The following is a 25,863-nucleotide window of genomic DNA, read 5'->3' as shown; positions in this document are numbered from 1 at the left end:
CATCCGATTTGTAACCATGATCCTTCAACTATTATTTGGCCAATCGTTGGGTACGATAAACCAAAATTGTCCGGTTTTACTCTGCGCATGCACAAATCGATCTTGTGGTACATCAAGCTGAGTTAAAAATTCAATTTCTCCCACGGCCCAATGGTGTTTCTCCAACGCATAGAGTGGTTCGTGTATCAGAGGCCATTGATGGGCAAAACACCAATACCCAGTTATCACCTGCGGATTGAGGCGATACCCCAAGCACTCTTGAGGGATGATTTGATCTAAAAAGGGATTGATGTAGAGCCGCCCTTGCATGAGAAGGTGTTTACTACAATGACGGTATTGTGGATACGATGCTAAGAATGCCTCGTTTGAGCTCATCTTCAACTGGTGATTGAGCATATGGTTCAACTTTTTGTCGAGGCGATCTTTCGCATTAGGGCCGTACCACAAGCCGTCGTGCAATAAGTAGAACTTGATCGCCACCTCCCAGTGCTGGTAACTCGACTCCGCGGTATTACGCAACATAAAATCGATGGCGCCGAGTGTGCGCTGGTGATCTTTTAGCTGCAATTCTTCTTCAACGAAATCAATCGTCTTGGTGTTTTGAAATAGGGTGCTACATAGGTGTTGATATAAGAAGCCCAATCTCTTGTTACCTTGATAGGGTGGTAAGGCTGATGGCAGGGAGACATCGAGAGGCTGTAACTGAGCAAAAGGTGGTTTCAGTTCAAACAGAGAGGGTGAATGTAATATCCAGTGTAGAAAGCGCTGCTGTGATTCCATCATTGTGCTCGAGGTTGGATCCGATATTGTATTGCCGACAAGCTTGAGTATACACTTTGCGGGTAACTTAAGTCTGGAATCTAAGATGAACAACCTCGAACTAGAAAAAATCTTAAATGAGAAACTGGCCCCCCAGTTGATTAAAGATTACTGCCCAAATGGCCTGCAAATCGAAGGCAGTGAGACGATAAAAAAAATCATCACCGGTGTGACCGCCTCTCAAGCGTTAATCGATAAAGCGGTTGAGCTCAATGCCGATGCGCTGCTTGTGCACCATGGCTATTTTTGGAAAGGTGAAGCTGAGCCTATCCGTGGCATGAAAGGAAAGCGTGTCCGTACTCTGATCAAAAATGATCTCAACTTATTTGCCTATCACTTGCCTCTCGACATTCACCCAGAGTTCGGAAACAACGCTGAACTGGCACGTTTGCTTGAGATAGAAGTCGAGGGTGGTTTAGAAGGGCATCCTCAATCCGTAGCTATGTTTGGACGCCTCAAACAACCGCTTACAGGGGCTGAACTTACCCAAAAACTGACATCTGTCCTTAACCGCGAACCTTTGCACATTGCCCCAGAAAATCGCCATAAAATGATTGAAACGGTAGGTTGGTGTACTGGTGGTGGACAAGATTACATTGAGCTTGCTGCACAGCATGGCCTAGATGCTTTTATCTCTGGCGAAATTTCAGAGCGAACCACTTACAGTGCCCGAGAGTTAGATATTCATTACTATGCCGCTGGTCATCATGCTACTGAGCGTTACGGAATTAAGGCGCTTGGTGAATGGTTGGCACAACAACACCAATTGGATGTTGAATTTATTGATATCGATAATCCGGTATAGGCCCAATACCATAAAGCCACAAATAAAAAGGGTTGAGACCATGTCTCAACCCTTTTCAATTTTAACAGTGTACGTATTACTCGCGTTCGTGCATAGGTTGGAAATCGCGTTGAACTTCCCCTGTGTACAACTGACGAGGGCGACCGATACGGTTCAATGGGTCACTGTGCATTTCGTTCCAGTGTGCAATCCAACCGATAGTGCGCGAAATCGCGAAAATAACGGTAAACATTGACACCGGAATACCGATTGCTTTCAGAATGATGCCTGAGTAGAAATCAACGTTCGGGTACAGTTTCTTCGATACAAAGTACTCGTCTGAAAGAGCAATGCGCTCAAGTTCCATTGCAACATCAAGCAGTGGATCTTGAATGTTGAGCTCTTTAAGCACTTCATGACAGGTTTCACGCATGACGGTTGCGCGTGGATCGTAGTTCTTGTAAACACGGTGACCAAAGCCCATTAGACGGAATGGGTCATCCTTGTCTTTCGCACGATCCACATACTCAGGAATGTTATCGACTGAACCAATCTCTTCCAACATCTTCAGGCACGCTTCATTTGCGCCGCCATGAGCAGGACCCCAAAGCGATGCAATACCTGCTGCAATACAAGCAAATGGGTTTGCACCTGATGAGCCAGCCAAACGTACTGTTGAGGTTGACGCATTTTGTTCGTGGTCTGCGTGCAGGGTGAAGATTTTGTCCATCGCACGTGCAACGACAGGGTTAACTTCGTACTCTTCACATGGCGTAGCAAACATCATGTGCAGGAAGTTTTCTGCGTAGCTAAGGTCGTTGCGAGGATAAATAAATGGCTGACCTGTTGAGTATTTGTAACACATAGACGCTAGCGTTGGCATTTTAGACAACAGACGATAGGCGGTGATCTCACGATGCACATCGTTGTTGATGTCTAAAGAGTCATGGTAAAACGCTGCTAATGCGCCGACCACACCACACATAACGGCCATTGGGTGCGCGTCACGACGGAAACCATGGAAAAAGCTGGCAATCTGTTCGTGCACCATAGTGTGGCGAGTAACTGTTGTTTTGAACTTCTCGTATTGCTCACGAGTAGGGGCTTCACCGTAAAGTAGAATATAACAAACCTCTAAATAATCGGCATTGTTTGCAAGCTGATCAATAGGGTACCCACGGTGAAGAAGGATGCCTTTTCCGCCGTCGATGTATGTTATTTGCGATTCACAAGATGCAGTGGCAAGAAAACCTGGGTCAAAAGTGAAGTAGCCGTTAGCTCCTAGCTTACGAACGTCAATTACGGGAGTACCTAATGTACCTTCCATAATTGGCAGTTCGATCGGCGCCTTACCTTCAACGTGAAGGGTCGCTTTCTTATCTGCCATAACAATCTCCTTTGTTTATTATTTAATCCGTCCAGGATGTTTATGTGCCTTTTTTGTACTGGTGTTAAAGATTAAAGTCAATTCTTCTCCCTTTTTGTGTGCACTTGTTATTATTTTTTGCATTAAAATCGTTAAAAATCTGTTCTGTGTAGCATAATTTGTTACACCAATTGTATTAGAATGTTGCCAGTCGTATAGTGGCGCAGAAATTTTTGGTTAACTCCTTATAAATTCGGGGCTAGAAACAATAGTGAGGTGTTTTTTCTAGTCTTTATGTTAACAAGTTTTTTACAATTTAATGGAAGTATTTGCCGGTATTTTGTTAATTAAATGTTAACTTTTTGGGGTTGGGAACCAAAATTCGTTTATAACAATAAATGCTCAATGGAGCTGAGTGAGCAAGCCCGTGAAAGAAAGAAAGTCAAGACCTATTAATTTAGATTTACAGACCATTCGCTTTCCTATCACAGCAATCGCGTCCATCCTGCACCGTGTGTCAGGTGTGATTACGTTTGTTGCGGTGGGAATTTTGCTTTGGTTACTATCCATTTCTCTGTCATCCCCAGTAGGCTTTATGGAAGCGAGCGACATCGTCGATAGCTTCTTTGTGAAGTTTATTCTATGGGGCATTTTAACTGCGTTGGCATACCACATCGCTGGTGGTATTCGTCACCTGATGATGGACTTAGGCCATTTTGAAGAGCTTGAGTCTGGCGCAATGAGTGCCAAAGTTGCATTTGCTGCCACCGCTGTCTTATCACTATTGGCGGGGATTTTGGTATGGTAAAACACGTTTCCTCTGTTGGTCGTAACGGTGTGCACGATTTCTTGTTGATTCGTGCAACGGCCATCATCATGACTCTTTACACCATTTATCTTGTTAGCTTCTGTGCGTTCACAGATATCAACTATGCATCCTGGACTCAGTTTTTTGGTGGCACTTTTACTAAAGTCTTCACCATGCTTGCTCTCGCTTCTGTCCTGATTCATGCCTGGATTGGATTATGGCAAGTGCTGACTGACTACATCAAGTGCGCCAAATTGCGTGGCGGTTTACAACTTGGCGTGATCGCACTGCTGTTCGGGTATTTCTTCTCTGGTCTGTTTGTATTGTGGGGTGCATAAGTGTCTATTCCAGTTCGCGAATTTGATGCCGTAGTAATCGGCGCTGGTGGTGCAGGCATGCGTGCTGCACTACAAATTTCTGAGCAAGGCCTTTCTTGTGCATTGCTATCTAAAGTATTTCCAACACGCTCACACACTGTATCGGCTCAAGGTGGTATTACCGTTGCGCTAGGCAACTCGCACAAAGACGATTGGCAGTGGCATATGTATGACACCGTAAAAGGTTCTGACTACATTGGTGACCAAAATGCCATTGAGTACATGTGTAAGAATGGTCCTGAGTCAGTGATCGAGCTTGAGAAAATGGGTCTTCCTTTCTCTCGTTTTGATAACGGCAGTATCTACCAGCGTCCATTTGGTGGTCAGTCAAAAGAGTTCGGTGGCGAGCAAGCAGCGCGTACCGCTGCAGCGGCTGACCGTACTGGTCACGCACTGCTCCACACTTTGTATCAGCAGAACGTAAAACACAAAACCATGATCTTCTCTGAATGGTATGCACTTGACCTAGTGAAAAACCAAGATGGTGCGGTTGTGGGTTGTACAGCGGTATGCATGGAAACGGGTGAAATTTGCTACTTCAAGTCGAAAGCCACCATTTTGGCAACCGGTGGTGCTGGTCGTATTTACGCTTCAACAACCAACGCCCACATCAATACGGGTGATGGTGTCGGTATGGCACTGCGCGCTGGCGTCCCAATGCAAGACATGGAAATGTGGCAGTTCCACCCAACGGGTATCGCTGGTGCTGGTGTTCTTGTGACGGAAGGTTGTCGTGGTGAGGGCGGTTACCTTCTCAACAAAGATGGTGAGCGTTTCATGGAGCGTTATGCTCCTAATGCGAAAGATTTGGCTGGTCGTGACGTTGTTGCTCGTTCAATGATGATCGAAATCCGTGAAGGTCGTGGTTGCGATGGCCCTTGGGGTCCACACATTAAACTTAAGTTGGATCACCTTGGTAAAGATGTGCTGGAATCGCGTCTACCAGGTATCTGTGAGTTGTCGCGCACCTTTGCACACGTGGATCCAGTGAAAGAGCCAATCCCAGTTATCCCAACTTGTCACTACATGATGGGTGGTGTACCAACGCAAGTTTCTGGTCAAGCGATCAAACAAACTGCCGATGGCAAAGACGTCGAAGTTCAAGGTCTGTTTGCTTGTGGTGAAATTGCGTCTGTATCAGTTCATGGTGCAAACCGCCTTGGTGGTAACTCACTGCTTGACCTCGTGGTATTCGGTCGTGCAACAGGTCTTCACCTTGGTGAGACACTTGCAGCACAGGCAGAAGCGCGTGATGCGTCAGCCTCGGACATTGAAGCATCACTTTCTCGCTACATGCGCTGGGAAAATAGCAAAGGTGGTGAGGACCCAGTTCAAATTCGTAAAGATCTACAGCGTTGCATGCAGAACAGCTTCTCGGTATTCCGTGAAGGTGACGCCATGGCAACAGGTCTAGAAGAGCTGAAAGTGATTCGTGAGCGCCTGAAAGATGCACATCTTTCTGACAAATCAACCGAGTTCAATACTCAACGCATCGAGTGTCTAGAGCTAGACAACTTGATGGAAACAGCATTTTCAACTGCTGTGGCAGCGAACTATCGCACGGAAAGTCGCGGTGCTCACGCCCGCTTTGACTTCCCAGAACGTGACGATGAAAACTGGCTATGCCACTCTATCTACAACCCGGAAACGGAGCAAATGAGCAAGCGTGATGTCAATATGACGCCTGTTCATCGTGATGCGTTCCCACCAAAAGTACGTACATACTAAGGGAGGACTGAACTATGAAACTGAACTTCTCTGTATATCGTTACAATCCGGATGTAGATACCAAACCATACATGAAAGACTATGTGCTGGAAGTGGAAGATGGCTCTGACATGATGGTGTTGGATGCACTGATTCTACTCAAAGAGCAAGATGCTACGATCTCTTTCCGTCGTTCCTGTCGTGAAGGTGTGTGTGGATCAGATGGCCTAAACATGAATGGCAAAAATGGTTTGGCGTGTATAACACCGCTTTCTGCTTTAAAAGCAGACAAGATTGTTATTCGTCCATTACCAGGCTTACCAGTTGTTCGCGATCTTATCGTTGACATGACTCAGTTCTACGATAACTATGCAAAAGTTAAGCCTTTCTTGATTTCTGATGGCACATTGCCACCGTCACGAGAAAATTTACAGTCGCCAGATGATCGTGCACACCTAGATGGTTTGTACGAATGTATTATGTGTGCATGTTGTACGACCTCGTGCCCATCATTCTGGTGGAACCCGGACAAGTTTATTGGTCCAGCCGGCCTTCTTGCCGCGTATCGCTGGTTAATTGATAGCCGTGATACCGCGACGGATGAACGTCTGTCTAATCTTGATGATGCATTTAGCGTTTTTCGTTGCCACGGCATTATGAATTGTGTAAGTGTTTGTCCTAAGGGATTAAATCCTACCAAAGCCATCGGCCACATTAAGTCAATGCTGGTCAATCGTTCGGTGTAATTAACAACAAATTGCCGGTATGTTTTAACCAACCTACCGGCTCTATAGTAGCTCGGCGAAGACCGCAGCAAACGTGAAAACTACTGGTTAAGGGAAAATATGCACAACGGCGTGATGAAGGCATGGCTCGAGTCTTCACACTTGGCTGGCGCCAATGCAACTTACGTAGAAGATCTCTACGAACTGTATCTAAGTGACCCCGATCTGGTAAGTGAGGAGTGGAAACGTGTTTTTGAAGGCTTGCCGAAGCCAACAAAAGAAGTGGTAGAACAGCCACATTCACGCGTCCGTGACTACTTCCGACGACTAGCTCAAGAAACAAAGCATTATAGTGTCCAGGTAAGTGATCCTGATGTCGATGCTAAGCAAGTTAAGGTACTACAGCTGATCAACGCGTACCGCTTCCGCGGTCACGAAGCAGCTGAATTGGATCCACTCGGTCTATGGCAACGCCCTGTTGTGGCTGAGCTAGACCCAGCATTCCACAATCTCACCGAAGATGACTTCGAAGAAACATTCAACGTAGGTTCTTTTGCTGTTGGTCAAGAGACCATGCAACTTAAAGATATCTACACCGCACTTAAGAAAACCTATTGTGGTTCGATTGGTGCAGAATACATGCACATGACAGACACAGAGCAGAAGCGTTGGATTCAACAGCGTTTAGAATCTGTGGTTGGTCAACCTTCCTTTGATAAAGATGAAAAGCGTACATTTCTTGAAGAATTGACCGCAGCAGAAGGTCTTGAGCGCTACTTAGGCGCAAAATTCCCAGGTGCGAAGCGATTTTCACTAGAAGGTGGTGACGCAATGATCCCGATGATGAAAGAGTTAATTCGTCACGCGGGTCGTAGCGGGATGCGCGAAGTAGTTATCGGCATGGCGCACCGTGGCCGTCTCAACATGCTGGTTAACGTCTTGGGTAAAAAGCCGCAAGATCTGTTCGACGAATTTGCTGGCAAACATGGCGAAAGCTGGGGTACCGGTGACGTGAAATATCACCAAGGTTTCTCTGCGGACTTTGCAACACCAGGTGGTGACGTTCACCTAGCCCTTGCGTTTAACCCATCTCACTTAGAGATTGTTAACCCAGTGGTTATGGGGTCGGTGCGTGCGCGTCAAGATCGCTTGGGTGACGATGACGGCAGCAAAGTATTACCTATCACCATCCATGGTGACTCTGCAATTGCAGGCCAAGGCGTTGTTGCAGAAACCTTCAACATGTCTCAGGCTCGTGGCTTCTGCGTCGGTGGTACGGTACGCGTTGTCGTCAATAACCAAGTTGGTTTTACGACGTCTAACCCACGTGACACTCGCTCAACGATGTACTGTACTGATATCGCGAAGATGGTTCAGGCACCGATTTTCCACGTCAACGCAGATGACCCAGAAGCGGTTGCGTTCGTTACTCGCATTGCGTTGGACTACCGTAATGAGTTCAAACGTGACGTGGTGATTGACTTGGTTTGTTACCGTCGCCATGGCCACAATGAAGCGGATGAGCCAAATGCAACTCAGCCGTTGATGTATCAGAAGATCAAGAAACACCCTACACCACGTAAGCTGTATGCTGATGTGTTGATCGATAAAAATGAATGCGACATCGAAACAGCGACACAGATGGTCAACGAGTACCGCGATGCATTAGACCATGGTGAAGTCGTTGTAAAAGAGTGGCGTCCAATGGCACTCCATTCTGTTGATTGGTCTCCGTATTTGGGTCATGAATGGGACATTCAGTGGGACAATAAATTCGACAAAACTCGCTTGGTCGAGTTGGGTAAGCGTTTGTGTCAATACCCTGAAAGTCACATGCTACATAGCCGAGTGAGCAAACTTTATAATGACCGTACGGCGATGACCGACGGTGAAAAAGAGCTCGATTGGGGGATGGCAGAGACATTAGCGTACGCAACGCTACTCGATGATGGTAAGCGCATTCGCATCTCTGGTCAGGATTCTGGTCGTGGTACCTTCTTCCATCGCCATGCTGTATTGCACAACCAAAATGATGCGAGTACTTACGTTCCTCTGGCCAATATTCATGATAAGCAAGGTCCTTTTGAGGTCTTCGATTCGGTTCTTTCCGAAGAAGCGGTACTTGCCTTCGAATATGGCTACGCAACGGCAGAGCCGAGTGGTTTAACGCTTTGGGAGGCGCAATTTGGTGACTTTGCCAACGGTGCGCAAGTGGTTATTGACCAGTTCATCTCTTCTGGTGAGCAGAAGTGGGCGCGACTATGTGGGTTAACCATGTTGTTGCCTCACGGTTATGAAGGTCAAGGCCCAGAGCATTCGTCAGCGCGTCTAGAGCGATACCTACAACTGTGTGCTGAGCAGAATATGCAAGTTGTTGTACCTTCAACCCCAGCGCAGGTTTATCACATGATTCGTCGCCAAGTGGTTCGCCCAATGCGTCGTCCTTTGATTGTGATGTCTCCGAAGTCTTTGCTTCGCCATCCATTGTGTACTTCAACGCTTGATGATTTGGCAGAAGGTACCTTTATGCCAGCGATTCCTGAAGTAGATACACTTGATGCTGCGAAAGTTAAGCGTGTCGTTTTCTGTTCCGGTAAGGTTTATTTTGACCTACTAGAGCAGCGTCGCAATAACGAGCAGGATGATGTTGCGATTGTACGTATTGAACAGCTTTACCCATTCCCAATGGAAGAGGTTAGAGCGGCAATCGCACCATATAGCAACGTTGAAGATTTTGTTTGGTGTCAGGAAGAGCCTCAAAACCAAGGTGCTTGGTACTGTAGCCAACATAACTTCCGCGCAGCAATTCCAGCAGGAGCAGACCTGAAATACGCTGGACGTCCAGCATCTGCTTCTCCTGCGGTTGGCTATATGTCGGTACACTTGAAACAGCAAAAGGCGCTGGTTGATGATGCGCTGAATGTAAACGAAAAAACTTCGGATTAAGAACTAGAAGTAAAAGGAAGAAACAGATATGACAATTGAAATTCTGGTTCCAGATTTACCTGAATCAGTGGCTGATGCAACAGTTGCAACATGGCACAAAAAACCAGGTGACAGAGTTGAGCGTGACGAAGTCCTTGTCGACATCGAAACGGACAAAGTAGTGTTAGAAGTGCCTGCTTCTGAAGCGGGTGTTTTAGAAGCGATCGTTGAAGGAGAAGGCGCGACAGTTCTTTCTAAGCAACTTATCGGTCGCATTAAGTTAGCGGCTGTGGCTGGTGAACCAACCACAGATACAACAGCTGAATCTGAGCCTTCTCCTGACAAACGTCACACCGCGAGTCTGTCTGAAGAGAGCAACGATGCATTAAGCCCAGCAGTACGCCGTCTCCTTGCAGAGCATGGTTTAGAGGCAAGCCAAGTGAAGGGCACGGGTGTTGGTGGTCGCATTACTCGCGAAGATATCGACGCGCACCTTGCGGCAGCTAAGAAATCCCCTGCTGTTGCGGAAGCTCCGGCCACCGTTGCTCCTGTTGTTGCACGCAGTGAAAAACGCGTTCCAATGACGCGTCTACGCAAAACCGTGGCTAACCGTTTGCTAGAAGCGAAAAACAGCACGGCGATGTTGACGACGTTTAACGAAGTCAACATGAAGCCAATCATGGATCTTCGTAAGCAGTATGGTGATCAGTTTGAAGCGCGTCATGGTATTCGTCTAGGCTTCATGTCTTTCTACGTGAAAGCGGTGACTGAAGCACTGAAGCGTTATCCTGAAATCAACGCATCGATCGATGGTGATGACATTGTTTACCACAACTATTTTGACATCAGTATGGCGGTTTCTACGCCACGTGGTCTAGTGACTCCAGTCCTAAAAGACTGCGACACGCTAGGTTTTGCGGATGTTGAAAAGGGCATCAAAGAGCTCGCAATCAAAGGTCGTGACGGAAAACTAACCGTTGACGAGCTAATTGGCGGCAACTTTACCATCACGAATGGTGGCGTATTTGGTTCATTGATGTCGACTCCAATCATCAACCCACCACAATCTGCGATTTTGGGTATGCATAAGATTCAAGATCGTCCGATGGCGGTAGATGGCAAAGTTGAAATTCTGCCAATGATGTACCTAGCACTGTCTTACGACCACCGCTTGATTGATGGTCGCGAGTCGGTTGGCTTCCTAGTGACCGTGAAAGAGTTACTGGAAGATCCAGCACGTCTGTTGTTAGACGTTTAATATCGCTAAAACGTCTAGTTGTCGTTGATGGCTAGACGTTAAAAATCCCTAAGGCTAGACTGGCTCAGCGTCTGGCCTTCACTTGAACTGTTAGCAGTTTATTTGAGAAGACCCTACAGGCGTCGCACTGTTAATCGTGACGTTATGGAAATAATAAATCCCTTAAGGGAAGAACAAACGGAATATCAAAATGAATTTGCATGAATACCAAGCCAAACAGCTGTTTGCAGAATTCGGTTTGCCGGTACCAGAAGGTTATGCTTGTGATACACCTCAAGAAGCATTTGAAGCTGCTGGCCGCATTAGCACCGCTAAGAAAGTTGTAAAATGTCAGGTTCACGCAGGTGGCCGCGGTAAAGCGGGCGGCGTAGAGCTTCATGATACGAAAGAAGGTGTGAAAGAGTTTGCACAAAAATGGCTTGGCAAAAATCTGGTTACTTATCAGACAGATGCGAATGGTCAGCCAGTAACAAAAATTTTGGTTGAAGAAGCGTCCAATATCGCCAACGAGCTATACTTGGGTGCTGTCGTTGACCGTGCAACACGTAAAGTCGTTTTCATGGCCTCAACGGAAGGCGGTGTGGAAATCGAAAAAGTTGCAGAAGAAACACCTGAACTGATTCACAAAGCGGCTATTGATCCACTGGTCGGCCCTCAGGCTTATCAAGGTCGTGAGCTTGCATTTAAACTTGGTCTACAAGGCGATCAAATTAAGCAGTTTGTGAAAATCTTCATGGGTTTGGGTGACATGTTCACTCAATACGATCTCGCTCTTCTTGAAATCAACCCACTTGTGATTACTGGTGAAGGCAACCTACTTTGTCTAGATGGTAAGATCAACATCGACTCAAATGCGCTTTACCGCCAACCTAAACTGCGTGAAATGCACGATCCTTCGCAAGAAGATAAGCGTGAAGCTCATGCGGCGCAGTGGGAACTGAACTACGTAGCACTTGATGGTAACGTCGGCTGTATGGTGAACGGTGCAGGCCTTGCAATGGGTACTATGGACATCGTAAACCTACACGGTGGCAAACCAGCCAACTTCTTGGATGTAGGTGGCGGCGCGACAAAAGAGCGTGTAGCAGAGGCATTCAAGATCATCCTTTCTGATGACAATGTAAAAGCCGTTTTGGTGAACATCTTTGGTGGTATTGTTCGTTGTGACATGATCGCAGAAGGTATCATCGGCGCGGTAAAAGAAGTTGGTGTAAGCGTACCCGTTGTTGTACGCCTTGAAGGTACTAACGCGGATCTTGGCCGCAAAGTACTGGCAGAGTCAGGTTTGGATATCATTGCAGCAGAATCACTAACAGATGCTGCTCAGAAAGTAGTTGCTGCGGCGGAGGGCAAATAATGTCTGTATTAATTAACAAAGACACCAAAGTAATCTGTCAGGGTTTCACAGGCGGTCAAGGTACTTTCCACTCAGAGCAAGCGCTGGCTTATGGCACGCAAATGGTTGGTGGTGTTTCTCCTGGTAAAGGTGGTCAAACACATTTAGGCCTACCCGTGTTCAACACTGTTCGCGAAGCGGTAGAAGCAACCGGCGCAACAGCAACAGTTATCTACGTTCCAGCGCCTTTCTGTAAAGATGCCATTTTGGAAGCAATCGATGCGGGTATCGAACTTATTGTAACCATCACAGAGGGCATTCCGACGACGGATATGATCGATGTGAAAGTGAAACTTGAGCAGACTGGCGTTCGTATGATTGGTCCAAACTGTCCAGGCGTTATCACTCCTGATGAGTGTAAGATCGGCATCATGCCAGGTCATATACATAAGAAGGGTAAAGTGGGTATCGTTTCACGCTCAGGTACTTTAACGTACGAAGCCGTTAAACAAACCACGGATGAAGGTTTCGGTCAGTCTACGTGTGTTGGTATCGGTGGCGACCCAATCCCAGGCTCTAACTTCATCGATATTCTAAAATTGTTCCAAGAAGACCCTGAAACGGAAGCGATCGTGATGATCGGTGAAATAGGCGGTACGGCAGAAGAAGAAGCGGCAGCGTTCATTAAAGATAACGTGACTAAGCCAGTGGTCTCTTACATCGCTGGTGTAACTGCGCCTCCGGGTAAACGTATGGGCCATGCTGGTGCTATCATTTCTGGTGGTAAAGGGACTGCGGATGAGAAGTTTGCAGCACTTGAATCTGCTGGTGTGAAAACCGTTAAGTCTTTGGCTGACATTGGTCAAGCACTTCGGGAAGTGACGGGTTGGTAATAGACAACAGCGTCATCCGTCCAAGTAAAAGCCGAGCAATCAATGCTCGGCTTTTTCATTGTAGTTTACTTGTTCTGTCACTTTAGCTTGTTTGCGGCTTTAGTTGAGCCAGCATAAAGATAGCGGTTGCGCTAATGACCACTGAGGGGCCTGCCGGGGTATCTAAATGCCATGAAAGCGTTAGGCCGGAGAGCACTGCGATGGCACCAATGATAGAGGCAAAGAGTGCCATCTGTTCTGGTGAATGTGCAAAACGTCGAGCAGCGGCAGCGGGAATAATCAGCAATGAAGTCATGATAAGAGCCCCAACAAACTTCATACCGACAGCAATAACAATCCCTACCATCAGCATCAGTATTAAACGAATCAAGTCAATGTTAATACCCTCAACCGCAGCCAGCTCTTCGTTCACTGTCGATGATAGTAGCGGACGCCAAAATAGGTAAAGCGTCAAAGCAACGGCCGCGACTCCAGCGTAAATAAACATCAAATCTTGTAATGAAACGGCAAGCAAATCACCAAAAAGGTAGCTCATTAAATCAACGCGTACGTTGTCCAAAAAGCTAACCGCGACTAAACCAATAGACAATGAGCTGTGTGCTAAGATGCCAAGCAAGGTATCGGCAGCGACAAGCTGCTGCTTTTGCAATGTAACAAGAATTACTGCCAGTGCGAGACAGCAAACAATCAAAGCTAAATACAAATTGACGTCAAGTAAGAAACCAAGCGCAAGTCCCATCAAAGAGGCATGCGCCAAAGTGTCGCCAAAATAGGCCATTTTACGCCAAACAACGAACGAGCCAAGTGGACCCGCGATAATCGCAATGCCCAGACCCGCTAAAATAGAAGGCAATAGAAACTCAATCATGATGATGTCCGTGATGATGATGGCTACACTGCGTTGCATCACCAGAGACAGGTAGACCTGCCAAATCATGGTGATGTTGATCGTGCTGATGGTGATAAATAGCGAGCGAATCACGCGCTGCACTACCAAACATCGCAATATAAGAGGGGTGCTTTGTAATATCCTCAGGCGTACCAGAGCAACAAATGTGGTGCTGAAGACAAATCACATCATCAGTTTTTGCCATCACCAAATGCAAGTCATGCGACACCATAAATACAGCGCATTCAAAACGATGTCGGATGCTTTCAATTAGATCGTAGAGATCAATTTGTCCTTGAATGTCGACGCCTTGAGCGGGTTCATCAAGTACAAGTAAGTCTGGCCGTTGCAAAAGCGCGCGAGCCAACAGCACGCGCTGAGTCTCACCGCCAGAGAGTTTGTGCATGTTGGATTTATATAGGTGCTCGGCACCAACAAGTCGGAGTGCTTCCATGGTTTCTTGCTGGCTATATTTACCAGATAGATTGAGAAAACGGATAACATTAAGTGGCAGCGTGTCATTAAGCTTCAGTTTTTGAGGTACATAACCAATGGTAAGTTTTGGGCGACGGATGACGTCCCCTGAGCTTGGCTTAAGTAATCCGATCAAAACTTTCACTAAGGTAGATTTTCCGGCACCATTTGGGCCAATTAGGGTGGTGATTTTGCCTTTGTGCAAATCCAAGCTAATAGCGTCTAAAACTTTCTTGTCATCAAAATTGACGGAAAGATTTTTTAGGCTGATTAACGCTGACATGAATGGAACTCATTTGCAATTGATGAGTGTTATAATGTAACATTTTATCCTGTTGAACGCTACTACTCATCTCGGAGAACTATGATTCGTTTTTTATTGATCAGCTTGATGCTGATGTTGCCATTCCGTGCAATGGCTATTGAAGTACTTACTAGTATCAAACCGCTTCAGCTAATGGTCAATGAACTGATGCTAGGCGTCGATGAGCCTTTGCTTTTGGTATCGAGTAACGCATCACCACATGATTACGCTTTGAAACCCTCAGACGTTAAGAAAATCAGACAAGCTGATTTGGTTATTTGGTTTGGTCAAGATTTAGAACCTTTTTTGACTAAGTTGGTAGAAACGCAACCCAATGTACTGACGATCAGCGATATTCAGGATTTGCCACTACGTGAGTATGAGGCGGGTCATGCCCACGATGGACACGACCACGGCAGTTTCGATCCGCACTTTTGGATGGGGATTAATATTGTTGAGCAGATAGCACCACAAATCACTCAACGTTTGATTGAGATCGATGCAGCGAACACACAACAGTATCAAGCCAATTTAGCCAGCTTCCTTCAGCGACTGACTGTGACGGATGAACAACTTAGAACCCGTTTGTCGTCAGTGAAGAGCGCAGGATATTTCGTCTTTCATGATGCTTATGGCTACTTTGAGCAGCACTACCAATTGAATAATTTAGGCTACTTTACCGTGAGCCCAGAACGAAAGCCTGGAGCAAAAACATTGATTCAAATAAGAAACAGACTTGCTCAAGGCGATGTTAAGTGTGTTTTTGCTGAACCACAATTTACCCCAGCTGTTATTGAAAGTGTGCTAAGAGGCAGCGATGTGAAGAAAGGATTGCTTGATCCTATTGGTAGCGAAATAAGTCTAGCGCCCGGAAGCTATTTTGAATTTCTGTTAGGAATGGGAGATAGTTTTTTTCAATGTTTATCGGTCAAATAATGTGTAAAAATTATTGCTTAACGTGATCTAGCAATAAAATTTGCAACCGCCAGCAAGTTGATATTTTTATCATACACCAATTTAGCTATGATATTTAGCGGCCCAAAATATTGCTCAAGTAAGCACCAAATAAAATTCTCGGGTCATTATTGATAGAAAGGATATTTAACTTGCTGCGCATCCTAGCCCTTATCATTTTGTTAGGGCTTTTACCTCCATTCAAAGCTTGGGCGTTGGATGGTGACTCTGCCATATTTTATCCACTGCCTGGACAAGAGCAGGGGACGTTTGTGGCTGCAAAAAATCTCTTTGTCGGCAGTGATGGTGGCCTTTGGATCCATGATGTTCACGGAAAAGTGCAGTATTTTGACGGCAATACGATTCTACCCAAGAGAGGCAGTTTATTAGAGTTTCCTTCCGAACAAGTTGCTTTCTATCAAGGCAGTTTCTGGACTTTTGTTGAAAATGAAGTCTTCCAAACGTTCCCTAACCAACCCCGTCAACTTGCATTTAGTTTGAATCCTGGTTCAGAGATTCGACGCATAGGCAGTTCTGATGGCTATATTTGGGTGAGTGATGGGGTTAACTTCTATTCTTTCGATATTGAACGCAAAGATATGGAGACCATCTCTTTACTTTCTCTCTATCAGAATAACCAAAGTAGTTACGTCTATATTAACGATGCTAAGCGTGTTGTGAGTAAATGGATTTTGGGCACCACAGCAGGCGCTTATCTTTCTCAAGGCGATCAATTTACTCATATCAAAGCTTCATCAAAACATTTTGTATCTAAGCTCTACTTTTCTCCGACACGAAGAGAGCTGTTAGTAGGTTCTTTGAATGGCGCAGTCTTGATAGATATCTTAAAACCCGGTCAGGAAAATGTTGTCATTGGTGATTCACATGTTTTGTCGATGGTTGAAACCGATCAAGAGTATTGGATTGGTACTGAACATGGTTTGTATAGCTATTCGTTTTTGACCGGAAAAATAGTGAAAGTCCGCTCTAGTGGCCCTCAAGATCTCAATCTCGAAAATAGAAAAATCTATTCACTGGTCAATGATGAACGAGGTGGCATCTGGATAGCAACCAATCGCGGTATTTTGTACTACTCGATATTTAGCCGAAAGTTTGAACGGATGAGTAACGTCAACAAGCAGGCAAATCGCCTAAACGGTGGTATAAAAAAGATGGCTTATGACGCCGACGGTACGCTTTGGTTCATAGATTCAGAAAATCTCTACCGTGTCGTTAATGGCGAAAATACTTTTACGCGCGTCCGTTTACCCATCAACGTCCTAGACTTCGCGATCTCTTCACAAACTATCTGGATAGCTTCCGATAATGGGATCTATTTGTATGACAGTAACCAATTTAAGCTCAGTGCGTACGACTTACCAAGTTACCTCAAAGGAAAACAGATTGATTATGTATCTGTAGGCGAGGGAGGAAAGGTGTGGCTAAGTTCTGGCTATCGGCTCTTCTCTATTGATGTTCCGAAGGACGAATTTCGTGATTATGGTGATAAATGGATAGTTAGTCACAACCTACCCGCTCGTGTATTAGGATTAGAAGTTGATCAAACGGTACCTTTGATTATTAGAACTGATCACGGGGCTTATGTCTTGCAGGACGATAAAATTCGTTTCGAGCGGAATACAAAAGCGTTGGGAGAGAGTATTGATATTGCTGAAGCCAAAGACGGTGCCTTATGGTTTGCGGGCACGCACGGTATTTACCGCAAGTCTCCATCAGATAAGGCATTGGGCGAATTGGCTTTGCCACAAGAGAATGTCAAGCCAATTTGTTTGATCTCTGATGTAGATGGAATGTGGATGGTGAGTTCCATCGGTTTGAGCTTTTACAATGTTGCTGGCGAGCTACGTAAACACTTTGGTTTACGTTCTGGCATTATGAGCAATGAGTTTATCGAAGGTGCTTGCACTTCCTCTGCTGCGCTTGACTTAAAGGACTCTATATTGGTTTTGGGGTCTAAGTTTGGGTTGGTCTTCGCGAATCGTAACGATTTGATGGTCTCAAAGCTTCCTGAACCGAAAGTTGTGGTGAGTATGGTGAGCGTTGATGATCAAATTACAAAAGTTGGGCAGCCATCATGGGATTTGGAGCCAATTGACTACAGTTCTTCTATTACTTTTGTAGTCGGTGTCATGCCCAATGCTTACGGGCAAATCTTGCATTATCGATTAAATCAAGAACGCTGGGTCGTCGCTGAAGCAGGACAAATCTCTTTTGAACACTTAGCTGCTGGAGATTATGTACTCAGTGTGAAAGCTGGAGTTGAAGATGAAAAGACAACCAAAATTGCTTTTTCAGTGAAGCATCCTTGGTATCAAACCACTTTAGCTATGATTGTTTTTGCTCTGCTTTTTATCGCCGTCGGAACATTGATTGTTTATTGGCGTTCTCGTTACGTTAGTAAACAAAATAAAGAGTTAATGGCTTTAGTCGCTCTGAAAACAAATCAACTGCGTCATCAAAGCCGGATTTTACTGACTAGCAATCAACAGCTCCGCAAACAGATTGAGGTGCGTAATTTGCTCGTTGATAACGCAGCTTCATCTTTGCGTCAAAGTATTAACTTCTTATTTCGGCAGTTACCACAGCCCCTAGATATGGAAAGCCATCAATGTCAGACCAAGATTACTATGCAACTAGATGAGCTTGATGGCTCTCCTGAACATGTGGTTGAAGGGCAATCACAAAATTACAATGTGAATCAAGTTGTTAAATCGGTCATAGATGCATGGCAAGATGACTTCAAAAAACTCAGTATTCAAGTGAGACTGACCGGATTTGAACAAGAACATCGGATTGCGCTCGAAAGGTTCAATCTTGATATCATTTTTAATACCATTTTTGCTAGTGTTCTCAAGCGATCTTATCGTGGTCAAGAGTTAATTATTATCCTGAGCGAACAAAGTGAGTTTATAGAGGTATCATTCATCGACTTCGGTCAGTCATGTACTGCTTGTATCGGCAGCAAAGCTCCCGATAGTAAAGAGTGGGCGATGATGGATAGTGATGTTGAAAAATTACCCTTCTTAGTTGAAGAAAGTGGTGGACACGTCAGCCTGTTCAGCGGTGAAGAGAGAAACAAGATAGAAATTTTGTGGCCTAAAGCACTGGATAATCTCAGTCAAATTATGCCGCTAAAGCAACGAGATAACTCAATAAACAACGTTGAATCGCTCGATGTACTTTCTCCAGAGCAAAGTTGGCTGCTGAAAGTAGAATCATTAGTACAGCAACATTATACCAATCCAGACTTTGGGACAGCGATGGCTGCAAAAATGCTGTTTGTTTCGGAACGCAGTTTACAAAGGCGTTTCAAATCGGTCAGCTCCCGTACCTTTACTGAGTTCCTTACTGAAGTCCGATTGGAAAAAGCGTGTGAAAGCCTTCTCGCAGGTCATAAGGTCATTGATGTCGCCTTTGCCACAGGTTTTAATGACCCTTCTTATTTTAGCCAACGCTTTAAGTTGTACTTTGGTATATCACCGTCTAAATTTGTCAACGACGCGCACGAGACAGAATCGTAACATAAGTTAAGTATTTACTACCCCAGCCATTCAACGGTTGCCTTTCCTGCATCACGTTTCCCCTTGGTGCTAGCCTAAACACCATAGATAACATTTACAGCAGCTGTTTGCATTTTTATGTTGTCGCGAAGAAAGTCCCTCATCGTACACGCTCAACTCAGTACAATCGAAGAGTTTGTTGAATGCTTTGAGATGAAGAGGTTAGTTGGATAATCACCAAAAGAATAAAATTGATGCAGTGTTAATCGGGGGGGGGGGGAACATCAAGAAAAAAATAACGTGGTATAGCCGGGGGACTATACCACGGGTGTCAATGACACCTTCGCTTGCTGCCGGAGTGACGTGATGTAATCACGTCACCTCTGGAATTCCGAAGAGGAGAACTCCTCTCGATGAAGTAACTATACTTGAGCTGACTTATTTTCCTTATAAAAATAACGCCATTAATACCTTATAAAAGCGACAGTGATTTTTTGTAAATGTAATCTGTTGATATTTAGTCTTTTTTCGCGATTTACGTCTTGTTATGTAGTAAATGTGTTAATTAAAAATTAGAGTTCAATCGTTAGTTTTGACGAAAATAACGAGATTGAAATTAACGAAAGTTACGACATCAAAAAGGCAATCTTTGATTTCAGACAATAAAAAGTGATAGTTTCAGGCATATTATTGAATCATTAATAAAAATATTTCTCATTTACACTTTCTTTTCGGGCAAGTATGAAATTATCAGAATTAAAACAAGGCCAGAGCGCGACGGTTGTGGCTATTCATGGACTCACTAGCGACGTGAGAAAGAAACTCATGGTGATGGGTATTTTGCCAAACACGTCTGTACGACTTATTCGTCGAGCTCCAATGGGTGATCCACTACAAATAGAAGCTCGTGGTGTATCGTTAGCGGTGCGAGAAAAAATTGCGGAAGCCATCGAAGTGGAGTGCCAATAATGCAGTATCAAATTCTGACGGTCGGTAATCCTAACAGCGGAAAAACGACGTTATTTAACGGTTTGACTGGCGCGAAACAGCAAGTGGGCAACTGGGCTGGCGTCACGGTAGAAAAGAAAACCGGTCGTTACCATCACGCTGGTGATGAGTTTTTACTGACAGATCTTCCGGGTATCTACTCGCTGGATAGTGGTAACGACAGCAACAGTATTGATGAATCCATTGCTTCCCGCGCGGTCTTAACTCACCCAGCCGATATGATCATCAATGTGGTGGACGCAACGAGCCTTGAGCGCAGCTTATACATGACACTGCAATTGCGCGAACTTGGCCGTCCGATGATTGTTGTGTTGAATAAAATGGATGCGCTTAAACGTGAGCGTCAGATCATCAATGTGGCTGAGTTAGAAAAAAGCCTCGGTTGCCCGGTGATCAGTTTATCCGCAACGAACAAAGCACAAGTCGCGGAGTTTAAAGAGAAACTGCACAAATCTGTGGTTCAAGGTGTGGCACTAAAAGAGATTGCTTTGAACTATGGTCCGGCGATGGAAGCGGCGATTGATAGCATTTCAACGCTATTTAACGATCAAACGGTTTCCCATCGAGCACTCGCCGTTCGTGCTCTCGAGAAAGACGCTCTGGTACTAAACAGTATGTCTGATGTGGATCGCCTCCGTGTTGAAGAAGTCGTGACGGAATTAAATCTGGATGTGGACTTACACGTTGCTGACGTCAAATATACGCATCTTCATCAGGAGTGCAAAAAGGTCCGTCGTAGCGAAGGTAAGTTAAGCCGCAGTGTCACTGAAAAGCTGGACCAATTTATTCTCAACAAATGGGTCGGTATTCCGTTCTTCTTCGTTGTGATGTACCTCATGTTCATGTTCTCTATCAACATTGGTAGTGCCTTTATTGACTTCTTTGATATCGGTGTCGGTGCTCTATTAGTTGATGGAGGCCACCACTTGTTAGACGGACACTTGCCGGTGTGGTTGGTGACGGTACTGGCAGATGGACTCGGTGGTGGTATCCAGACGGTGGCGACTTTCATTCCGGTTATCGCCTGTTTGTACCTTTTCCTCGCAGTGCTTGAAAGCTCAGGCTACATGGCTCGTGCCGCCTTTGTGCTTGATAAAGTGATGCAGAAGATCGGCCTGCCGGGTAAAGCTTTTGTACCACTGGTTTTAGGTTTCGGCTGTAACGTGCCATCCATTATGGCCACGCGTACACTAGACCAAGAGCGTGAACGTAAACTGGCAGCATCAATGGCGCCATTTATGTCTTGTGGTGCTCGCTTGCCTGTGTATGCGCTATTTGCTGCCGCCTTTTTCCCAGGTGCTGGGCAAAATATTGTGTTTGCGCTTTACCTACTTGGTATCGTCGCGGCGATTTTCACGGGTCTCTTCCTTAAGCACACACTGTACCCGGGTAGCAGTGACAGTTTAGTGATGGAGATGCCCGATTACGAACTGCCAACACTGCAAAACGTGGTGATCAAAACATGGCAAAAACTGAAGCGTTTCGTTTTGGGAGCAGGCAAAACCATCGTTGTTGTGGTTGCGATCCTAAGTTTCTTAAACTCGCTTGGTACCGATGGCAGCTTCGGCAACGAAGACAGCGAAAACTCGGTTCTGTCAAAAGCCGCACAAGTGGTAACGCCCGTGTTTGCTCCGATTGGCATCGAGAAAGACAACTGGCCAGCGACAGTCGGTATCATCACAGGTATCTTCGCCAAAGAGGCGGTAGTGGGTACGCTTAATAGTCTATACACCACACCAAGTGATGGAGAAGAAGCAGAGTTTGATCTGATGGCCAGCCTAGAAGAAGCCGTGATGAGTATCCCTGAAAACTTAGCGGGTTTGAGCTATTCAGATCCATTGGGTATCGAGGTGGGAGATCTAACGGATTCAGATGCTGTGGCAGAGGAACAAGATGTCGATGCTTCGATCTTTGGTAACCTTAAAGCGCAGTTTGCGTCTGGTCATGCGGCTTTTGCCTACTTAATCTTTATTTTGTTGTACACCCCATGTGTGGCCGCGATGGGGGCATACGTTCGCGAGTTCGGTCATAAGTTTGCACGCTTTATTGCCGTGTGGACGATGGCTCTGGCCTACCTTTGTGCGACCTTCTACAACCAGTTGACACACTTTGTGGATAGCCCTGTCAGCAGTGGTGTTTGGATCGCAGCGATTGTCGCCATTTTCTTTGCCACGTATCGTGTGTTTAAGCGCGTAGGTGACAAGCAACGAGGAGTATTTGAGGCGCAGGTAGCATGATATTAAAAGAGCTTTATCAATATATTGCAGACAAAGGAACCGTCTCCCAGTCAGATCTGGCTAAGCAGTTTGGGATGAGTGAAGATGGCGCTGATGCGATGTTAAGCGTGTGGATCAAGAAAGGTAAAATTAGCCGCTTAGTCGACACCAATAAAGCTCATAGTGTCACTCGCGTTCGCTACGCAGTGACCAAACAAGATGGTTTATCGCTGACCGTAACCATGTAGTCTCAGACGCCAAATGGGATAAAAACGACAAAGCCGCATCAGTAATGATGCGGCTTTTCTATCGCGCCCTGGTACTCTTTCAGTCCCGCTATCAACAAGCGATTTGATTTAGGCTTTTTGGAAGATTGAGCTCAGTGATAGGACGTTTTTGATGCGAACAAGCAGTTCGTTTTGTTCTTCTTCGGTGCGGAACTCTCCGTTGGTATTGCCCCAAACGGGTCCTGGCCACGCCACGTCGTCTTTAAAGCGCGCGATGTGGTGAATGTGCAGTTGTGGCACCATGTTACCTAATGCGCCAAGGTTGAGTTTGTCTGGGCGGAATGTCGCTTCCAGTGCTTGGCTTACTGCTTGAGACTCGAGCAAAAACTGTTGTTGCTCTTGCATTGGCAAGTGATGTAGTTCTTTTAGGTTTGCACGTTTCGGTACCAAAATCACCCACGGCACGGCATTGTCTTTATGCAGCAATGCCACACACAGTGGGAAGTGGCCAATCACCGTGGTGTCTTTGGCCAGTTGAGGATGCAGTTCAAAACTCATTGTTGTTGTCCGGTTTGAATTGAATGACAACAGTATACGTCAGATAAAACAAAAGGTTGACGCTTTCACGTCAACCTTTCTTTATTGTCTCGAACCTCGAACCTCGAACCTCGAACCTCGAACCTCTTACATACGTTCTAGCGTATCGATACCAAGTAGAGACAGACCTTGCTTGATGGTCTTCGCTGTTAGCGCAGCGAGTTTCAGACGGCTTTGTTTCACTGCTTCGTCTTCAGCAACGAGGATAGGGCATGCTTCGTAGAAGCTAGAGAACTGGCCTGCGAGTTCGAATAGGTAGCTACACATGATGTGTGGCTGACCTTCGCGAGCAACAGATTGAACCGCTTCTTCGAACTGCATCAGTTTAGCGATAAGTGCTTTCTCTTTCTCGTCAGTGATTTTGATTTCACCTTGCAGATCATCCATAGAAACGCCAGCTTTAGCGAATACAGATGCTACGCGAGTGTAAGCGTATTGCATGTACGGTGCTGTGTTACCTTCAAACGCTAGCATGTTGTCCCAATCGAACACGTAGTCTGTGGTACGGTGCTTAGAAAGGTCGGCGTATTTCACCGCTGCCATTGCAACCGTGTTCGCGATCGCTTTCTTCTCGTCTTCAGCTAGTTCTGGGTTCTTAGATTCGATCAGTTGCGCTGCACGAACTTCTGCTTCATCTAGAAGATCAGCAAGACGAACCGTACCACCCGCACGAGTTTTGAATGGCTTACCGTCTTTACCTAGCATCATACCGAACGCGTGGTGCTCAAGAGAGACAGATTCAGGCACGTAACCCGCTTTGCGAACGATCGTCCAAGCTTGCATTAGGTGCTGGTGCTGACGAGAGTCGATGAAGTAAAGCACACGATCTGCGCCTAGCTCTTCGTAACGGTATTTCGCACACGCGATGTCCGTTGTGGTGTAGAGGAAGCCACCGTCACGTTTTTGTACTATAACGCCCATAGGCTCGCCGTCTTTGTTCTTGAATTCTTCAAGGAACACAACTTGCGCGCCGTCATCTTCAACCGCAAGACCTTGAGCTTTCAGGTCGGCTACGATCTTAGGTAGCATGTCGTTGTACATGCTCTCGCCCATGACGTCATCACGAGATAGAGAGACGTTGAGACGATCGTAGTTGCGTTGGTTTTGGATCATGGTGACGTCAACCAGCTTCTTCCACATCTCTGCACAGAACTCGTCGCCGCTTTGCAGTTTAACGACGTAGCCGCGAGCTTTTACTGCAAACTCTTCATCTTCGTCGTAGAGTTTTTTCGATTCGCGGTAGAAACCTTCAAGGTCAGCCAGTTCCATAGAAACTTCGCCAGACTCTTGCTGCACGCGCTCAAGGTTGGCGATAAGCATACCGAACTGAGTACCCCAGTCACCGATGTGGTTCGCACGGATCACTTTGTGACCTAGGAACTCAAGGGTACGTACCACCGCATCACCAATGATGGTTGAACGTAGGTGACCAACGTGCATCTCTTTTGCCACGTTTGGCGCAGAGTAGTCAGCAACGATAGTTTGTGCTTCTTCTGAGGCGACGCCAAGACGAGGATCCGCCAGTGCCGCTTCAGCTTGCTTCGCGAGGAACTCTTCGCTTAGGAAAATATTGATGAAACCAGGACCTGCGATTTCGGTTTTGCTTGCGATGCCGTCTAGGTCTAGAACATCCAATACTTTTTGCGCAAATTCTCGAGGGTTAGTACCCAACTGTTTTGCTACGCCCATTACGCCGTTTGCTTGGTAGTCACCAAATTGTGGCTTAGCGGATTGGCGAACCGCTGCAGGGCTGCCTGCAGGAGCGCCAGCAGCTTCAAGAGCCTGAGATACTTTGTCGTTAATAAGTGCTTGGATATTCACACGCGTTTCCTTCAATTCAAGGACGAAAAACCCGGAAATAGAGAGGCCGGGTTTTGTTTGAGTTCACAAAAATGGGGCTAATGATAGCAATTATATTGCCTTTCATACAGAGCCGATTTAGTGAAATTTTGACTTTTTATTAAAGTACTCGCAGGACTGCCAATTTTGCCTGAAGTTGTTACTATGACGCCCAGAAATAAAAAGTGTGAAGAGAACGAAAATGAGTAATTTGCTGGCAGAAAAACGCCTGACACCCCAACAGATGCTAGAGGATTTACCCGGTTTCATGCAGAAAATCGAGTCGCTGGCCGATTTGTTGCAACTGGATTTGAGTTTTGCTCAAGCGGATCATATTGCGCTACGCGTAAACGAGAATCAAACCGCTCAGTTGTCGCAGCAAATGTGGAGTGAACAAGGCAAAGTGATCTCACAGGCGAACATCAATGGTCGTCCGATCATTGTGATCGAGTTTGATGCGCCACTGGTCAGTCGCGGTTGGAAAATCGAATGCTTAGAGCTGCCTTATCCGGCAGAAGGAAAAGCGTATCCCCAAGAAGGTTGGGAACATGTAGAGTTTGTCGTCCCATCTCATGCTCAAACGGCCGAAGACTATTTGGCGGATTTGAAACACACTTATCCAGCGTTTGGCGCTCAGTTTAGCAAACTCGAGGAACTGGGGGTTAAGGTGAAGTTGTCGAGTCCAAAGGGGGAAGGTGAGCGGTTGAACAATCCGACGGTTGCGTTCAAGTACCAAGGCATTTGCATCAAGCTGCACCCACATTCATTAAAACGTATTGTTGAGTCTGAGCAAGCCTAGCTGCGCAGAAAAACAAAGGGTTGCAATTATTGCAACC

At 45.9% G+C, this 25,863-nt stretch carries 21 protein-coding genes; 15 read left to right on the top strand and 6 right to left on the bottom strand.

Annotation, left to right across the window (positions count from 1 at the left end):
• Positions 1-24: 24 nt before the first annotated feature.
• Entirely contained in the window at positions 25-783 is a 759-nt protein-coding gene (locus LZU85_RS06840; RefSeq protein ID WP_237286751.1) for a DUF1853 family protein, read from the bottom strand.
• Between the two features lie 82 nt (positions 784-865).
• Here LZU85_RS06840 and LZU85_RS06835 point away from each other — a divergent pair, with 82 nt between their 5' ends.
• Positions 866-1,624: a Nif3-like dinuclear metal center hexameric protein gene (locus LZU85_RS06835; protein WP_237286750.1), complete on the top strand. Its 759-nt coding sequence runs from the start codon at positions 866-868 to the stop codon at positions 1,622-1,624.
• Positions 1,625-1,700: 76 nt separating this feature from the next.
• On the opposite strand, the gene LZU85_RS06830 is transcribed toward LZU85_RS06835, so the two are convergent.
• Entirely contained in the window at positions 1,701-2,990 is a 1,290-nt protein-coding gene (locus LZU85_RS06830; protein WP_130309083.1) for a citrate synthase, read from the bottom strand.
• Positions 2,991-3,384: 394 nt separating this feature from the next.
• Here LZU85_RS06830 and sdhC point away from each other — a divergent pair, with 394 nt between their 5' ends.
• The 8 genes from sdhC to sucD all read left to right on the top strand — a co-directional run bounded on the left by sdhC (position 3,385) and on the right by sucD (position 12,998).
• A complete protein-coding gene (gene sdhC / locus LZU85_RS06825; RefSeq protein WP_130309082.1) occupies positions 3,385-3,777 on the top strand; it encodes a succinate dehydrogenase cytochrome b556 subunit in 393 nt (130 codons plus the stop codon).
• Positions 3,771-4,115 (top strand): succinate dehydrogenase, hydrophobic membrane anchor protein, encoded by a 345-nt coding sequence (sdhD, locus tag LZU85_RS06820; protein WP_011078277.1) that lies wholly within the window; start codon positions 3,771-3,773, stop codon positions 4,113-4,115. The genes sdhC and sdhD overlap by 7 nt, the downstream gene beginning before the upstream one ends.
• Complete coding sequence (gene sdhA / locus LZU85_RS06815) at positions 4,116-5,882, top strand: succinate dehydrogenase flavoprotein subunit (protein WP_080540478.1); 1,767 nt, start codon at positions 4,116-4,118, stop codon at positions 5,880-5,882.
• Between the two features lie 14 nt (positions 5,883-5,896).
• Positions 5,897-6,607: a succinate dehydrogenase iron-sulfur subunit gene (locus LZU85_RS06810; RefSeq protein WP_176297464.1), complete on the top strand. Its 711-nt coding sequence runs from the start codon at positions 5,897-5,899 to the stop codon at positions 6,605-6,607.
• 99 nt (positions 6,608-6,706) lie between these two features.
• Complete coding sequence (sucA, locus tag LZU85_RS06805; RefSeq protein WP_176297465.1) at positions 6,707-9,532, top strand: 2-oxoglutarate dehydrogenase E1 component; 2,826 nt, start codon at positions 6,707-6,709, stop codon at positions 9,530-9,532.
• A 28-nt stretch (positions 9,533-9,560) separates the two neighbouring features.
• Positions 9,561-10,769, top strand: a complete 1,209-nt coding sequence (gene odhB, locus LZU85_RS06800) for a 2-oxoglutarate dehydrogenase complex dihydrolipoyllysine-residue succinyltransferase (protein ID WP_176297466.1) — start codon at positions 9,561-9,563, stop codon at positions 10,767-10,769.
• A 190-nt stretch (positions 10,770-10,959) separates the two neighbouring features.
• Positions 10,960-12,126: an ADP-forming succinate--CoA ligase subunit beta gene (sucC, locus tag LZU85_RS06795; RefSeq protein ID WP_176297467.1), complete on the top strand. Its 1,167-nt coding sequence runs from the start codon at positions 10,960-10,962 to the stop codon at positions 12,124-12,126.
• Complete coding sequence (gene sucD, locus LZU85_RS06790; protein WP_176297468.1) at positions 12,126-12,998, top strand: succinate--CoA ligase subunit alpha; 873 nt, start codon at positions 12,126-12,128, stop codon at positions 12,996-12,998. The genes sucC and sucD overlap by 1 nt, the downstream gene beginning before the upstream one ends.
• A gap of 82 nt (positions 12,999-13,080) precedes the next feature.
• Here sucD and znuB read toward each other — a convergent pair whose 3' ends face one another.
• Entirely contained in the window at positions 13,081-13,866 is a 786-nt protein-coding gene (gene znuB / locus LZU85_RS06785; protein WP_237286865.1) for a zinc ABC transporter permease subunit ZnuB, read from the bottom strand.
• Positions 13,859-14,644, bottom strand: a complete 786-nt coding sequence (gene znuC / locus LZU85_RS06780) for a zinc ABC transporter ATP-binding protein ZnuC (protein ID WP_237286749.1) — start codon at positions 14,642-14,644, stop codon at positions 13,859-13,861. Before znuC ends, znuB begins: the two co-directional genes overlap by 8 nt.
• Positions 14,645-14,725: 81 nt before the next feature.
• Here znuC and znuA point away from each other — a divergent pair, with 81 nt between their 5' ends.
• The 5 genes from znuA (at position 14,726) to LZU85_RS06755 (ending at position 22,612) form a co-directional block, all read left to right on the top strand.
• Positions 14,726-15,601 carry a zinc ABC transporter substrate-binding protein ZnuA gene (gene znuA / locus LZU85_RS06775; RefSeq protein ID WP_237286748.1) on the top strand — a complete coding sequence of 292 codons (876 nt, stop codon included), beginning with the start codon at positions 14,726-14,728 and terminating at the stop codon, positions 15,599-15,601.
• Positions 15,602-15,771: 170 nt separating this feature from the next.
• On the top strand, positions 15,772-19,161 hold the full coding sequence (locus LZU85_RS06770) for a helix-turn-helix domain-containing protein (RefSeq protein WP_237286747.1): 3,390 nt from the start codon (positions 15,772-15,774) through the stop codon (positions 19,159-19,161).
• 720 nt (positions 19,162-19,881) lie between these two features.
• Positions 19,882-20,109, top strand: coding sequence for a FeoA family protein (locus LZU85_RS06765; RefSeq protein ID WP_011149798.1), 228 nt, complete (start codon positions 19,882-19,884; stop codon positions 20,107-20,109).
• Positions 20,109-22,385 (top strand): Fe(2+) transporter permease subunit FeoB, encoded by a 2,277-nt coding sequence (gene feoB / locus LZU85_RS06760; RefSeq protein WP_237286746.1) that lies wholly within the window; start codon positions 20,109-20,111, stop codon positions 22,383-22,385. Before LZU85_RS06765 ends, feoB begins: the two co-directional genes overlap by 1 nt.
• Positions 22,382-22,612, top strand: a complete 231-nt coding sequence (locus tag LZU85_RS06755; RefSeq protein WP_011149800.1) for a FeoC-like transcriptional regulator — start codon at positions 22,382-22,384, stop codon at positions 22,610-22,612. Before feoB ends, LZU85_RS06755 begins: the two co-directional genes overlap by 4 nt.
• Before the next feature lie 108 nt (positions 22,613-22,720).
• Here the strand turns inward: LZU85_RS06755 and LZU85_RS06750 are convergent, their stop codons facing one another.
• Both LZU85_RS06750 and argS read right to left on the bottom strand, forming a co-directional pair.
• Entirely contained in the window at positions 22,721-23,149 is a 429-nt protein-coding gene (locus tag LZU85_RS06750) for an HIT family protein (RefSeq protein ID WP_011078263.1), read from the bottom strand.
• 126 nt (positions 23,150-23,275) lie between these two features.
• The gene (argS, locus tag LZU85_RS06745; RefSeq protein ID WP_011078262.1) at positions 23,276-25,009 is read right to left on the bottom strand and encodes an arginine--tRNA ligase; all 1,734 of its coding nucleotides are present in this window, start codon (positions 25,007-25,009) and stop codon (positions 23,276-23,278) included.
• A 220-nt stretch (positions 25,010-25,229) separates the two neighbouring features.
• Here argS and LZU85_RS06740 point away from each other — a divergent pair, with 220 nt between their 5' ends.
• On the top strand, positions 25,230-25,826 hold the full coding sequence (locus tag LZU85_RS06740) for a VOC family protein (protein WP_237286745.1): 597 nt from the start codon (positions 25,230-25,232) through the stop codon (positions 25,824-25,826).
• The last annotated feature ends 37 nt before the right edge of the window (positions 25,827-25,863 follow it).

This window comes from Vibrio floridensis, assembly GCF_021852965.1.
GTDB lineage: Bacteria > Pseudomonadota > Gammaproteobacteria > Enterobacterales > Vibrionaceae > Vibrio > Vibrio floridensis.
The sequence above is the reverse complement of the archived record's forward strand: the minus strand, read 5'-3'. Positions and strand labels throughout refer to the sequence as shown.